General features: G+C 55.9%; 12 protein-coding genes. 8 read left to right on the plus strand and 4 right to left on the minus strand.

Annotated elements, in window-relative coordinates:
• Nucleotides 1-107 precede the first annotated feature (107 nt).
• From AB8B29_RS33170 to AB8B29_RS33185, 4 genes are all read right to left on the minus strand, one after another.
• A complete protein-coding gene (locus AB8B29_RS33170) occupies nucleotides 108-389 on the minus strand; it encodes a hypothetical protein (RefSeq protein ID WP_162740599.1) in 282 nt (93 codons plus the stop codon).
• A gap of 124 nt (nucleotides 390-513) precedes the next feature.
• Nucleotides 514-1,068: a hypothetical protein gene (locus tag AB8B29_RS33175; protein ID WP_113118838.1), complete on the minus strand. Its 555-nt coding sequence runs from the start codon at nucleotides 1,066-1,068 to the stop codon at nucleotides 514-516.
• Nucleotide 1,069: 1 nt separating this feature from the next.
• Nucleotides 1,070-6,931, minus strand: a complete 5,862-nt coding sequence (locus AB8B29_RS33180; RefSeq protein ID WP_113118837.1) for an RHS repeat-associated core domain-containing protein — start codon at nucleotides 6,929-6,931, stop codon at nucleotides 1,070-1,072.
• A gap of 107 nt (nucleotides 6,932-7,038) precedes the next feature.
• Nucleotides 7,039-7,497, minus strand: coding sequence for a hypothetical protein (locus AB8B29_RS33185; RefSeq protein ID WP_113118836.1), 459 nt, complete (start codon nucleotides 7,495-7,497; stop codon nucleotides 7,039-7,041).
• A 338-nt stretch (nucleotides 7,498-7,835) separates the two neighbouring features.
• Here AB8B29_RS33185 and AB8B29_RS33190 point away from each other — a divergent pair, with 338 nt between their 5' ends.
• The 8 genes from AB8B29_RS33190 (at nucleotide 7,836) to AB8B29_RS33225 (ending at nucleotide 13,686) form a co-directional block, all read left to right on the plus strand.
• Nucleotides 7,836-8,084, plus strand: a complete 249-nt coding sequence (locus AB8B29_RS33190) for an RHS repeat domain-containing protein (protein WP_113118835.1) — start codon at nucleotides 7,836-7,838, stop codon at nucleotides 8,082-8,084.
• Nucleotides 8,085-8,166: 82 nt separating this feature from the next.
• Entirely contained in the window at nucleotides 8,167-8,619 is a 453-nt protein-coding gene (gene gspG / locus AB8B29_RS33195) for a type II secretion system major pseudopilin GspG (RefSeq protein WP_113118848.1), read from the plus strand.
• Between the two features lie 79 nt (nucleotides 8,620-8,698).
• On the plus strand, nucleotides 8,699-10,390 hold the full coding sequence (locus AB8B29_RS33200) for a GspE/PulE family protein (protein WP_439007022.1): 1,692 nt from the start codon (nucleotides 8,699-8,701) through the stop codon (nucleotides 10,388-10,390).
• Nucleotides 10,387-11,622, plus strand: a complete 1,236-nt coding sequence (locus tag AB8B29_RS33205) for a type II secretion system F family protein (protein WP_113118833.1) — start codon at nucleotides 10,387-10,389, stop codon at nucleotides 11,620-11,622. The genes AB8B29_RS33200 and AB8B29_RS33205 overlap by 4 nt, the downstream gene beginning before the upstream one ends.
• The gene (locus AB8B29_RS33210; protein ID WP_113118832.1) at nucleotides 11,619-12,137 is read left to right on the plus strand and encodes a GspH/FimT family pseudopilin; all 519 of its coding nucleotides are present in this window, start codon (nucleotides 11,619-11,621) and stop codon (nucleotides 12,135-12,137) included. Before AB8B29_RS33205 ends, AB8B29_RS33210 begins: the two co-directional genes overlap by 4 nt.
• Nucleotides 12,138-12,548 (plus strand): prepilin-type N-terminal cleavage/methylation domain-containing protein, encoded by a 411-nt coding sequence (locus AB8B29_RS33215; protein ID WP_113118831.1) that lies wholly within the window; start codon nucleotides 12,138-12,140, stop codon nucleotides 12,546-12,548. It begins immediately after the preceding gene.
• Complete coding sequence (locus AB8B29_RS33220) at nucleotides 12,541-13,167, plus strand: prepilin-type N-terminal cleavage/methylation domain-containing protein (RefSeq protein WP_162740595.1); 627 nt, start codon at nucleotides 12,541-12,543, stop codon at nucleotides 13,165-13,167. Before AB8B29_RS33215 ends, AB8B29_RS33220 begins: the two co-directional genes overlap by 8 nt.
• A 21-nt stretch (nucleotides 13,168-13,188) precedes the next feature.
• Nucleotides 13,189-13,686 carry a prepilin peptidase gene (locus AB8B29_RS33225; protein ID WP_162740594.1) on the plus strand — a complete coding sequence of 166 codons (498 nt, stop codon included), beginning with the start codon at nucleotides 13,189-13,191 and terminating at the stop codon, nucleotides 13,684-13,686.
• Nucleotides 13,687-13,762 lie beyond the last annotated feature (76 nt).

The raw sequence follows: 13,762 nt of genomic DNA on the forward strand, positions 1-13,762 counted from the left end.
AATGAGTATAGCAGTTACCCAGGGTTTATGAGAACTTCTCACGCTGGGACTTGTCCCTACGTGGTAGATTGGCTTTCCGACGACCAAGGCATGCATACTCATCACACTCAATCACCTATGATTCTGCCACTACCGATCAGCTTGCTACCTTCGTAGAAGCTGACCGCGTCGCCAACCTCAAATGCATCAGGGTATTGGTCTGGAAACATCAGTTTCAACAAAACGCGGTGCTCCATTTCAAAAGAAAAAACCTCTTCATTATCAACGCTCTCGACCATGCATGATCTATGAACTCCCCCAAGATCAACCTGAGGGCGGAAGCCCGAGCTAGGTGGGCTAAAACGCCCGCCTTTCTCTGCTCCCCAAAAAGTGACCATAGCAATAGACAAAGCTCACTCTCCTGGACGCATACTTCAAACCAACGGCTCCGCTGAAATTCAATGACGACGACACTCCGTTCCATCCCGCCTCACAGTCCCATACTCCACCAATGAGGCTCGTTAACGTATCTACTCAAGAATAGTTTTTTATCAATTCAGTCAAGAAGTTACGGCCAAATCCATCAACTAAATCAATATCCCGCTGGGTTTCGCCAGAGAGCCAGAGCGCAATATCCTGATGACGGACAAAATAGTCATTAGTAATTGTAGAGATTGGTCGCAAATCTTGATCACCATCAAAGGCGAAGACACCCATATCGACTGGCCGCTTTTGATACAAAGCCCATCTTTTTTGCGCTTCTACAAGAATTAGACCACCGTGATACCCCGAGGCGTTCATTTCCTCACTCATTTTTTTTATTTCTGCCGGCAAGTCGCAGGTTAAATTCAAACAACCCAATAGTTGACGATTTGCGCTGTTAAATACCTTAACTGTGGACTGTAGCCCATTACTTACTTTCGCCACTGCCTGAACAGCGGAGATCAAGGGGGCCGATGTACAAATATCCGCGTCAAAAAACAGAAAACCCTTAAACCTGCGGGAAAATATATATTGCGGTAGATCTATACCGGCAACAACTAGCTCCAGGACTTCGGCTTCTGACGCAATTTCTCTCTCTGCTGGCACATCACTCTCCTGTGAAGCGTAGCTTGGTAATGATGTCACGTCCAATCGAGACAGACGCAGAAGGAATGCCGGTTGGCGCACCCGCGACACCTCCACCCGTGGACTGAGCATAAAATCTATAAACTTTATCTCCACTACTCATGATAGTGACAGTTCCATCTTTTGAAAGGGCCTTAGCAAACCCGTTTGCCGCCAAATTTTCAATGGCCTGAGATTGAGTCAAGCTGACGTTAATCTGACCCGCACTACCTCTGGTCATTTTGGCGCCAAACATTATTTCCGTGGTGGCCCCTTCTGCAGCCATCAGTGCTCGTCCCTCCGTGCTTGCAACACCAAGGAAGCTTGTTGAGAGTGAGGCCATCGAGGGATTGGGATAGCCGAGCACCGCATTAACGGCGGTGCCGACAGGATCTTTCGCTATTGCCTTTGCTGCACTTGCAAGGCCATCGTAGCTCTCGGACCCATATTTCCCCCAATTTCCTGTCGGGTCAGTTGCATTGACGGGATCATTGGCGGTGTATGCATAGAGGTTGATATTGTCCTTCGTGCCGATGGGATCGGTCTGAAGGAAGCGTCCGAGGGTGGGCGAATAATAGCGGGCACGATTGTAATAGAGCCCGGTCTCAGGGTCGAGCCGCCGTCCTGCAAATCGATAAGATGCGGTGTTGGTGCCGGTAATCTTATCGACACCATAGGCGGTATAGGCATGCTTTTCGGTCACCTGGCCGGAGGCATTGGTCAGCGCAATTACCGAACCCAACGCGTCAGCGAAGTTGTAGGTTGCAACATTGGCTGGATCAAAGCTGGCAATGGGTTCATCGATGCCCGTGCCGTAGACGAAGCGCTTCTGCACAAAGATGGTGCCGACGCCTGCAAACTCCGCCATCTCCTGATCGCCCACCGACAGCCAGCCGGTGGTCGTCGTGGTCGAGCCGACTGTTACCTGCTTAAGCAACCGCCGACCGATGGCATCATAGGTGAAGGAGATGCTCTGGCCGCTTGCTGCCACCGAGATCAGTTGATTCTCGGTATTGTAGCCGTAGGTCCAGATGCCATCCGACGTCAGGTTGCCGCGTTTGTCGTAGGTGTGCGCGGTGCCGGAGATTGCCGAATACTGGTTGAGCACATTGCTGGTATAGGCTTTCGTGCTGGCAGCAAGGCCGGTCGGCAGGAAGCTGTTATCAGTGGCCGTCGTGCTCTTGCGCTGCTGATCGGCATTATAGGCATAGGTCAGGCCCAGCGTGGCGCCGTTCCAGCTATGAGTGATAGAGGCCGGCAGGCTGGCATTGGTATAGGTCGTTGTCGTCGAGGCGACCGGCGCCGTGCTTGGCCCGTAGGATGCCGCCGAGCGTCTGGCGACGACATCATAGGTGAAACCAGTGATGCGATTGGCGGCTGCGAGTGTGCCGTTATAAACGTTGCCCAGCCGGTTGAGGCTGTCATAGTCATAGGACAGCAGATTGGCTGTTCCGACCGCGGACGGCAAGGTGAGGCTGGTGCGATTGCCGTTAGCGTCGAGAGTATAGCTGCTAGTGCCGAACAGGCCGCTGGCTTCCGCATTCATGCGGCCTGCCGTGTCATAGCCATAGGCAACCGAGGCAATCGTAGTCGACGCGTTGGTCGCATTCAGGAGCCGACCGGAATAGTCGTAGCCATAGGAGATCGTCGCCTGGCCGGTCGGCGCTTTGCTGGTGACGCGGTTGAGCGCATCATAAGTCGACCAGATCTGCGAGCCGTCCCTGCGCTGGAACACCAGCTGGTTGCCGGCTTTGTCGAAGCCGAAGAGGTCGTAGTCCGGCGCAGATGCGGTATGATCGGGATAGACGATCTGCTTCTGACGCTCGAAGCCGTCATAATAATAGGTAAGTGTATTATTCTTTCCGTCGGCCAGTGTCGCCAGCAGGCCGCCCGGATAATAGGTGCGGGTCTCGCGAACGACACTCCCTAGGTTCGAGGTAATGGAAGCATCAAGAATGCCGAACACCTTATCAGTGATCTGCGTAATGCGAGATGCTGCATCGTAGGTCGTCAAAACCTGGCGGCCGGAGGACGATGTCACCGTCGACACCCGATTGAGAACATCGTAGGCGTTCGTCGTCGTGGTACCGTCCGGCTTGGTGACGACAGTCGGCTTGTTGGCCGCATTATAGCCGATGGTCGTCGTCAACCAGGGGGTGGCGGTGACGCCGGTCGCCTGCTTGACCGCAGTCCGGTTGCCGTTGAGGTCGTAGGTATATTGCGTCACGCTGGCAGCAAAGGGCGCCGGCGGTGTGATCTGGATCAGACGCCGTTCGGCATCATAGGCGTTGGTGGTGATATTGTTCTTCGCATCCTTGACCGTCAGCTGATTCCCGACAGCGTCATAGGTATAGGTGGTGGTCAAGTTGAGGCGTCCGCTGCCGGAGTCTTCCACCTTGGTCAGGAGGTCGAAGGTCGTGGCATCATAGCTGAACGCAGTTACCCGGTTTTCAGGATCCTTGATTGTCAGCGGCAAGCCGCGTGCATTGTAGGAGATTGTGGTCACGGGCTGAACCGTTCCCGTCACGCCCGGCTTGGCAACCGCCGGCTGCGTCACCGTCAACACGTTGCCATTGGTATCGTAGCTATAGGAGGTGACGCCACCGAGCGGATCGGTATGGGTGGCCGGCTTCGAGAGCGCCGAATAGGTCCAGCTTTCGGTGATCGGCGCTGCGGCGGTGCCGGTCAGCGGGTCGATCGCTCCTGCAATCGGCGTCGTCGTCTGGGTTAGGACGTTCGACTTGGCATCGTAGACATAGGACGTGTAGTCGCCGAGCGGTTTAACCGCCTGGATCCGCCGGCCGACGCCATCATACGCATAGATGGATTGGCCGCCTGTCTGATCTATGTCATTGGTTAGATTGCCGGTGCGGTCGTAATACAGCACCCGTGTGTTGCCCAGAGGATCGACCTCCTGGCTGCGCCAGCCGTTCGCGAACATGTAATACCAGAGGTTGCCAAAAGGATCGGCCTGAATCGTGACCTTGCCGAAGGCGTTATAGGTATTCGTCATGAAACCGCGCGACGAACCGTCCGACGGGAAGGCCGGGTCATATGCCCTGATCAGCAGACCGGGGGTTGCATACGTGTAGGTCGTCGTTGCCGTCATCGCGTCCTTGAAGCTGGCAAGATTACCGGCGGCGTCAAAGGTGTAGTTGACGGTGCGGGTGCCATCAGACACACCCGTCAGCTGGTTGGAAGCGTTGTAGGCAAGGGTTAGGGTTCGGCCCATGCCGTTGCTGACGGTGGCAAGCGTTTTGGCCGCACCGGTCCCCGAATAAGTAAAGCTGATAGTATTGTTGTTCTTGTCCTTCCAGGACGCGATATTCCCGTCGGCATCGAAGCTTGTGACGATGCCGGTCTTGTCGGTGATGACGGCGGCATTGCCGGTCGCGGGCAGTGTCAACGTCGAACCATCACCCGGAGGCGGGACATAAGTGGATCCACCAGCCGCCGTTGGGATACGAGCGAACTTCTTGGTTCCTTCGTTCGTCTCCACAGTCACTGCGTTGCCGACGAGCTGATCCATCAACCAGCTGGCGCTCAGCGAAGCAGCAACAGTGTTGATGATCGCCGGTGACGTGCTGGATGTTTCCAGATCCTTCATGACATAGGCGGCAGTGATCGAGGTGACGGCGGCTAGCGGGTTGTGATCGCCGAAAGCCTCATAGGCATCGCTGTCACGGAATGCCGACAGCATGAAGTTATGGCGCCAGCCGTAGCCAAGGGCAGTCTTCGTCGAGCGATTGCCCGAATTGTAGCTGCGCTGCAGCGTCAGGCCGAAGGGGAAATTCGCTGAGCCAACTCTGATGTCATCATGGTCGTACAGAAAATTGCCGCTTCGAAGATCAATCGGATCAATGCTCTGAACCGCTTGATATGCACTTCCCGCTGTCGAAACGAACGAAGTCCCATAATTGCGCAATGTGGTGAAAGCCGACGCATATCCGCCCTTGTATCCGCCGGTAATTCTGGACGCGAGGACGAGGCTGATGTCACCAGCTGACTGCGTCTGCTGCAGATAGTAGCCATTGCCGGTCCATTGATCGACGGCACGCGCGCCGTTTTGCGGGATGATCGCCTGACGACCCGTAGCGCCGGCGGCCGTCAGGAAACTCTCCATATCGTTGAGGTCGGCGGTAGCCCAATTGGTCAGCAGCGGCTTGACGGTCGCCCAGTTGGCGGTCGTCGCCTGGATGAAGCCGATGCTACTGGCGTTGGAATAATCAAACATACGCGGCGTCGACACTGCCTCGACCGTCTGCATCTGTTTGACAACGGTTGATTCCAGCGTTGCATTGCGAATCTGCCGGCCGAAGAACGCGCCTATTTGATCCCCAGCAGTCACGGACGCCGTCTTCGTGGAGAAGCCGTAAAGCAGGGCTGGAAAATCGACATAGGCAGCGCCATTGTAGCCTACGACACCCATCACCGCATGCCGTGCATCGATGATGTTCATAAGGTTGGCTGCGACGCGATCACCTTCGCTGACCTGACTGAGATAGCCGAAGGCTACCACAGCAAGATTTCCTCCGATGACACGCTCATCCGAGGCCGCGGCGCCCGAGGCGATGGCCTCGGCCAGTTGCTGTTGTTGACGGGTCAGAGCACCGCGGCCGGTCTCGCCTGCGGCCATGACGATTGAGTAGGTTCCGCCGACTTTTACGTTCGATTGAACGGTATATGTATTATAGAGCGTGCTGTAGGGAGCCGACATCGTCATGGTAACGACTTGCGTCGGCGATGTTGTGCTCGATCCGTTCGAAATGGAGTTGCCGTTGAGCGTCAACGTGGCTTGCGCAGTGGAAGAATAATTCAAAGTGATGCGCTTGCCGGCGATCTGATCCGCAAAATACGTCGCCGATACTTTTGAAACTGATGATCCCGTATCGACGACATTGACGGTGAAGACCGTGCGCAAGGCATTGGCAGTCGTCGTGCAGCTCCCGATTTCGCTGCAAACGGTGCCGGCTGCCGGCATAACCGTCCCATAGGCGGTATTGGTGATCGTACGCCCGCCAAAAAGCTGCGCCATCGAGCTCGAGGCATAGTTCGTGCGTATGTAGTTGGCCAGCGTCTCGGAATAGGTGTTGAGCTTCGTGACGATATTGGCCTTGCTCAAACCCTGAATCGATGTGACGCCCGCCGGAAGCCCGCTGATCGCCGCCGAGCCGGTCGAGGCTGCGCTCAGAAATGCCGTCCTGTCGTAACCCATAGCAGACGCGACATTGATCGGGGCGTAGTTTTGATAGGACTTAAAGGATGGATCGAGCTCATATGTGGTAGTCCCAACAGTCGCTTCGGTCCAGAGCATCTGAACATCGATGGTCGCCGGAGCGGCACCTGTCGTCACGCAAGCGCCGCCCGTCGTCATCCGGATGCAGGCCGGGATTGCGCCGTTACCGAGCGTGCGGCTGATCAGAGCAGCATCATTATCGACACCGAGCAGATTGGCGATCGCTGTTGCGGGGAAGGTGATGACCCCATAGCGATAGTTAGCGGTGATGCAGGACTGCCTGAGCAGAGTGACCAACAACATGTTCTGGTCGGCATTGTTGCCGCGGCCATCGAGATAGGTGCCAAGCGGCCCCTTCTTCAGGCCGAAGGTCGGCGAGAAGTCGATGTTGTAATACACGTACTCATAGATTTGCGAGATATTATAATTGAGCGCCCTAGCAAGTTCGGCGATTTCGGGATCGGCGGCTGGCGGCGTGCAAGTAAGCGACGTGACGCCTGGTGCAGCGTGTACAGGAGTTGACGCCGACATCATTGCGCCAGCGAAGGAGACCATCGTCAGGAATAGTGCAAGCGAAGTTCTGGCGAGGAAGGAGACGCAGGTTCGCATCGGAAAGGCTCCAACGTAAAAAGGATAACGGTTTGGGAGAATAGAAAGACGGACGCGGAAAATGTCCGAAGCGGCGCGCCGGTGGCGCGGCGGCAATGGCAATCGAATTAGGGAGACCCGATCAACGGCGGCTGTTCCTGAATAACGGCGGCCGGCGGCCGCGAACCAACCGCCACACCGGATCCAAGCGCCTGCTTGCGAAGCTTGTCAGCTGCGTCGGCAGCGCCCGGCTTGGCTGTAGCGAAGTCGGCGCGCTTGAAGCCGTAAGGGGTGGTATCGCCTTGCGGCAGGTCGTGGCCTAGAACAGGTTCGACATTCACCTTCACTAGCGACTGGTTGCTCATCATTGTTCGGTCTACCGGCGGCGGCACAGCGTCAGATTTCGGCATTTGGCGCGCGTTGAGATATTGCTCGGCTTGCTCGGGCGTCACCGACGGCATTTCAAGGTTAGCGACTGGTGGCGTGTAAGGCGCCTTGGAAGTGGCCTGCTGCGCAAAGAGGTTGGCATCAAACCCAACCAATGTAAGTGCGGCCAGCGCCCAAAGGACGCGGTAAACGTGAAACATCCAAACATCCCCACCTGCTGAACAAGCACGTATATAAGCTGGACCGACTTCGCATGTTTTGTCAATCGGCAGTTGAGATAAAAGACAGCTTCCATTGCCGCAGAAATATTTCCAAATCGCACGCGTCTGACGCATGCTGCAATTATTGTAGTCATATTAGACAGATAGGTCCCGCGCTAGAGCGAAATAGTTTCTGCCCAGTTTTAAAAGTTGTAGATCAGAAATCATATCAACTTAAAAATTAACAAGCATGGATTGAAATAATTTTGGGTCTGTTTTATCTCTCTTCGCTGCATGCACGCCATTCCCCTTTTCTTATCTCTCCCAGGGAGTCCGCCATGACTGACATGAACCGAAAACTGCGCAGGCCGCTCATGCTCGCTTCGGGATCGATCGCGTTGGCAGTGGCGATCGGAAGCTATCTGTTCCTGCCACCAGCGACGCCGGCCGAAGCTGCGACGCCAGGCACTATCACTTACACCTATGACAGTCTCGGTCGTATCAAGGGTGACGCCAACTCCGCCGGCAATTCCGGCGCCTACACCTATGACAATGCAGGCAATCGTACTGCGGCTACTCTGAACTGAGGTAACCGAGCAAAGCTTGCGAGATCGTCTGAAATTCGAGGGAGCCCGTTCTATAGCGGCGTGCGTGGGGACCGATGTTGGAATGAATAGACGACGAAAATCTGGGTTAGTAGATCACCCATCCCGAAACGGCGAAAAGGGATTTACCCTGATTGAAGTACTCGTCGTTTTGGCGATTATCGGCCTCATTATGGGTCTAGCTGCTCCACGTGTACTGAGTTACCTTTCCTCATCCAAGGAAAAGGCCGCTCACTTGCAGATCCAATCGCTTTCTGCGGCGTTGGAACTCTACTATCTCGACATGGGTCGCTATCCTAACAGTGATGAAGGTCTACAGGCATTGATGGTAAAGCCGGCAACACAGGCCGCATCCTGGAATGGGCCTTACCTCAAGGGCCAGACCCTTCCTAGCGACCCTTGGGGTCACCCCTACATCTACCGTTATCCCGGCCAACATGACGCCTACGATATCGTATCGGTCGGTCCAAGCGGACAAGAGGGAAGCACGGACAGTGTCACTAGCTGGCAGAAATGACGCGGCAAAAGACATTGGCGGCATCTCTCCTGGAAGGATGTTGCGTGAGCCCGATCTGTCATCGTTCATTCCGGATCCCGTGAATTTTTTCGATGGATTTGGAACAAGCCTCGTCGATGCGGGAATCCTCGACGAGGCAAGTCTCGTAAGAGCTCAGCGTGCGGCCGCTAAAACCAACGAGCGGCTGGATCAGGTTCTCCTCAAACTTGGCCTCATTCCCGAAACGCGTTTGTGTTCAGAAATCGCCGCAGCCTTAGGCATCCTCGTGGTTGGGCTCGATGATATTCCGATTGCACCGATTTCTGCCGAACTGATCGATGCTGGCTTCGTGCGCAGCCGCCGCGTTTTGCCATTGCAGGTGGATGAAGAAAGCATTGTGCTTGCCGAAGTCGACCCATTTGACGGAGAACCCCGAGAAGCGCTTTCCTACCTAACGGGTCTTCCGATACGCACGCGCCTCATCGAGGCAACGCTGTTTCAGCGGGCGGTACAAAGCCTCTATGACGAAACGTCACAGCCGCATGAGCAAAATGCAGATCCGCGTTTCGATGGCGTTAGCGAGGACGATGTCGAACGTCTGCGTGACATTGCCGGTGAAGCGCCCGTCATTCGGCTCGTGAATGAGATTATCGCTGAAGCGGTGGATGCCAGGGCATCGGATATACATATCGAGCCGATGCAGGACGGCCTGGATGTGCGTTACCGCATCGATGGACATTTGCATCGCATGCGAACGCTCGCCCATGGTCTGCAGGCCGCCGTCAGCTCTCGTATCAAGATCATGGCAAGGCTGGACATCGCCGAACGACGCATGCCGCAGGATGGGCGCATCAAAGCCCCGGTGCGGGGTGTCGACATCGATCTGCGTGTTTCTACCATTCCGACCGCGTTCGGCGAAAGCATCGTGCTACGCATTCTCGATCGTTCACGTGTCGAGTTGAACTTTTCCACACTGGGCTTTTCCAAGGGCGAAATCGCAGATCTCTCGCGGCTTACGGGTCAACCCAACGGGATATTTCTGGTGACCGGGCCAACGGGTTCGGGAAAGACGACGACGCTCTACACGGCGCTTGCAAGCATCAACCGTCCGAGCGCCAAGATATTCACTGTCGAGGATCCCATCGAGTATCAGCTTGCCGGCATCAATCAGGTCCAGGTCCAACCGTCCATTGGTCTGGATTTTCCGCACGCGCTGCGCTCTATCCTCCGCCAAGACCCCGATGTAATCATGATTGGCGAAATTCGCGACCTGGAGACCGCAAAGATTGCGATCCAGGCGTCATTGACCGGCCATCTCGTACTATCGACACTTCACACCAACAGTGCTGCAGCCACGGTGACGCGCCTGATCGACATGGGCCTGGAACACTTTCTGCTCGCTTCGACCCTCAACGGGGTCTTGGCGCAACGATTGGTTCGACGCTTGTGTCCTCATTGTTCCGAGCCTCACGCCGATGCGTTGCTATGGGCCGAGCGCATCACCCATGATCTTGGAAGAAAACTACCCTCTTCGCTGCCCCGCGTGATGAGCGCGAAAGGCTGCCCTTCATGCCGGAATACCGGCTTTTCCGGGCGGCTCGCCATTGCCGAACTGATGACGATCGGCGAGCGGCAACGCGCACAGATCCTGGCGCATTCGTCCGAAGTCGATTTGGAGGCTTCTGCACGCGCGGACGGCATGAACGCGCTTTATGAAAGCGGCCTTAGCAAGGTCTGGTCGGGAATGACGACGATTGAGGATGTTCTCAGCATCACGAAGGTCGCGCCATGAATCCGGCATGGCGGCGCTTTCGTTATCGGGCGTTTACCGGTCAAGGCGATATCGTTGAGGGCCAGTTCGAGGCAAGCTCGCAGCAAGCCGCAACGGAGCTTCTCTGGTCTCGTGGTCTTACCCCACTTGAGACCGAGCTTGCCGATCTTACCGACACGACACCATGGTGGCGTCGTGACATTTCCTGGTCCGATGCGCCATCGACCAAAGCGGTAGCGTCCTTCACACGCGAATTCGCCATTCTGAGCGGTGCTGGCCTACCGCTCGACAGCACGCTTAGACTCCTTACCGAGCAGACGGCCTCAAAGCCGATGAAAGCGATCAGCAATCAGATGATTGCCTCCATTCTGTCCGGTTCCGCGGTTTCCGAAGCGCTACGCCAGTATCCAAAGACATTCGGGCCGGATTATTTGAGCGTTTTACGCGCCGGAGAGCGCAGCGGTAGACTCGCTCAAGCGCTCAATGAAATTGCCGAGCTTTTGGAACAACGCGTCACTATTCGCGACAAGATCAGGTCCGCGCTGATCTATCCCTGCATTCTGACCGTGATGGCGCTTGCTTCCGTCTCGGTGATCATGGGAGCGCTCATCCCGTCGATCGCGCCGATCTTCGCCCAAAACGGCAAGGAACCGCCGATGATCATCAGCGCGCTGCTGTGGCTGCAAGCGCATTGGCAACGGGTCGGTGTTCTAGCCGCTGGCATTTCTCTCGCAATCATCATGCTCGGTATTCTTCTTGTCAAGAATGCACGCAGCCGGTTGATGTTCGATCGAGTGCTGCTCGCAACGCCAATTGTCGGAACCTTGGCGCTCAATCATAATACGGAACGCTTCTCCCGAACATTGGCCGCGCTCCTGAGGGCTGGCGTTCCGATTCTTGCAGCGTTTACCGGAGCGCAGGACGTGCCACAAAATCGCGTTTTACGGATGGAGCTCGGCAAGGCATTCAGCGCCTTACAAGATGGCACCAATTTGGCCGATGCTCTTGGTACGCATACGCATCTGCCGAAAATTGCTATCCAGATGATAGCAATCGGCGAAGCGTCCGGTAAGCTGGAACAGATGCTACAGAGATTGGCGACCAACACCGGCCATCAGGTCCAGCAACGCATCGATCGACTCATGACTTTGCTGACTCCGGCGCTGACGGTCGCTATCGCGGCCCTGATTGGTGGTCTCGTCCTGACGACGATGAACGCCATATTGTCCATCAACGAACTGGCACTGCAATGAGGCATGCTGCGCAGGTGAAAGGCCGATCGCGAAAATGCCCAGAAGGCTTTTGCTCGTCGCTCACCTGTCAGGAAGGCTTCACCTTGATCGAAGTCCTGGCGGTTGTCGCCATTATGACCCTAGTCGCGAGCATCGCCCTTCCCGTTTTGAAGCGGCCGCCCGACCGGGTAGCGGTCGAAGCGACAGCGCGCCGTGTTGCAGCCGTCATGCGGCTTGCTCATGCTCAGGCCATTTCCAGCAACAAGGAGACCTTGGTTGAAATCGACGTCGAAAGCCGGAGGGTCTCGCCGCCATCCGGATCACAAATCCCACTGCCGGCGGACATGTCGATGACGGTTGTTGCTGCCAGACCTGAGCGCATCAGTGGTTCTGCCCTAGGCCTTAGATTTTTCCCGGACGGAACATCGACCGGCGGCGATGTTGTTCTGGCCTTGCGTGACCGCCGGGCAAAGATCAGCGTGAACTGGCTAACTGGAGAGGCCACCCTCGATATGCTGTCGGATGAAGGGCGCTAGGTGACGACTGCGGCCCAACAAAACGATTGTGATGGCTTCACACTGCTGGAGGTGCTGGTCGCCTTTGTCATATTGACGTTGTTTCTCAGCGTCGCTTTCGCTGGCTTCTCGACGTCCTTGCGCGCCGAGCGTCGCGCCGAAATCGCGCAACAGGCCATGCAACTGGCCCAGGCAAAAATGGATGCCATCGGCATCACCGAGCCAATACCAGCAGCGAAAACAACCGGTTCGTTCGGTAGCGACTTCTCATGGACGGCATCCGTGCAGGCTCTGAGACCTCAAGCGGCGTCAGGTCTCAGGGGCTATTGGATCGAAATAGCCGTTATTCCGACCGTTGCCTCCAATGCACAGCGCTCCGCCCCAATTGTCCTAAAGACGGTAAAACTCGTGGCTGGCGATGTTCATGAGTGACGGTTCACAAGAGGGCTTCACTCTGGTCGAATTGCTGGTCTCGTTGGCGGTCACCGCGATGATCGCGACCGTTGCGATCGGCGGCCTGATGCTAGCCTTGCGCAGCTATGCCGCCGCGGGAAAGAATGACATTCACATGGCTTCGAGTGCCGGCATCACTCGTCTAAGCTCATTGATTTCTGGAGCCGTTCCGGCAACCACCCTGGATCCGGAGGCAGGCTTGGTGCGACTTTTGTTCGACGGGCAGGAACAGCAACTCGATTTTGTAACACTCAGCGAAGGCTTTGCTATGGAGGGCGGCTTAGTGCGAGCTCGACTGACGCTCAATTGCGGCGAGCTTTTGGTTGATCGTTGCCATCTAGAGCTTCGGACGTCGGTCTATCGTTCCGACCCAAATGTGATTGGCATCGGAGAGCCCGTGACTTTAGCCCGTAATGTAAAGCGTTTCAGCTTACGATATTTCGGAGCAAATAAATCTAATGCGCCCCTGGACTGGCACACAGAATGGTTGCAGCACGACCAGCTCCCTCTTGCCGCGGAACTCAACGTGGAAATCGAGGAGGACCGCTCACTGCATTCCGTATTCCTGGCGGTTCCTCTGCGTCATGCTGCACTCTGAATGCGGGAACCGGCACAAGTCATGTCAATTCCAGCCGTTCAATGCTTCGCGCTCGTAGTCCTATTGGCACTGTGCTCTTCCGTTTCCATCACCGACTGGAGACGGATGATCATCCCCGACAAGCAAAATCTGCTACTTGCGATTAGCGGCCTTATTGTTTCCAGCCTATTACCTTTTCCAGGCATGCTGGATGCAAGTGCGGGTCTTTTAGCAGGCGGATTAATCTCCTGGACTATTCGCTCACTTCATCGGGAAGTCCGAAAGGTCGAAGGTCTCGGTCTCGGGGACGTAAAATTTATCGCAGCAGCTGGCAGCTGGGTTGGGGGCCTGGGACTTGCACCGATGCTCCTGTTTGCCTCTTTAACGGCCCTTGCGTACGCGGGACTTTCCCGGGGTCGTAACATATCGGCTGTTCAGAATCCTCACCTTCCGTTCGGACCCTTTCTTTGCGTCGGCCTTGTAGTAGTTGCTGGTTCCCAAATCATTTCAGGCCAATCTATTTATGCTCTGCTAGACTAGACGAGCCGTTGTTTTACCTGAAGCTTTCCAATTTCGGTCTGGAAAGCCATCAAGACGACGCAACCGCCAACCGCCG

The sequence above is a fragment of the Rhizobium sp. 11_C7_N12_5 genome, assembly GCF_051811145.1.
Lineage (GTDB): Bacteria > Pseudomonadota > Alphaproteobacteria > Rhizobiales > Rhizobiaceae > Rhizobium > Rhizobium lusitanum.

What these genes read in the sequence shown, in the direction of transcription:
- AB8B29_RS33190 (WP_113118835.1), top strand. Translation starts at nt 7,836, where the DNA reads ATGACTGACATGAACCGAAAACTGCGCAGGCCGCTCATGCTCGCTTCG.
- AB8B29_RS33210 (WP_113118832.1), top strand. Translation starts at nt 11,619, where the DNA reads ATGAGGCATGCTGCGCAGGTGAAAGGCCGATCGCGAAAATGCCCAGAA.
- AB8B29_RS33225 (WP_162740594.1), top strand. Translation starts at nt 13,189, where the DNA reads ATGTCAATTCCAGCCGTTCAATGCTTCGCGCTCGTAGTCCTATTGGCA.
- gspG (WP_113118848.1), top strand. Translation starts at nt 8,167, where the DNA reads ATGAATAGACGACGAAAATCTGGGTTAGTAGATCACCCATCCCGAAAC.
- AB8B29_RS33180 (WP_113118837.1), bottom strand. Translation starts at nt 6,931, where the DNA reads ATGCGAACCTGCGTCTCCTTCCTCGCCAGAACTTCGCTTGCACTATTC.
- AB8B29_RS33205 (WP_113118833.1), top strand. Translation starts at nt 10,387, where the DNA reads ATGAATCCGGCATGGCGGCGCTTTCGTTATCGGGCGTTTACCGGTCAA.
- AB8B29_RS33220 (WP_162740595.1), top strand. Translation starts at nt 12,541, where the DNA reads ATGAGTGACGGTTCACAAGAGGGCTTCACTCTGGTCGAATTGCTGGTC.
- AB8B29_RS33185 (WP_113118836.1), bottom strand. Translation starts at nt 7,497, where the DNA reads ATGTTTCACGTTTACCGCGTCCTTTGGGCGCTGGCCGCACTTACATTG.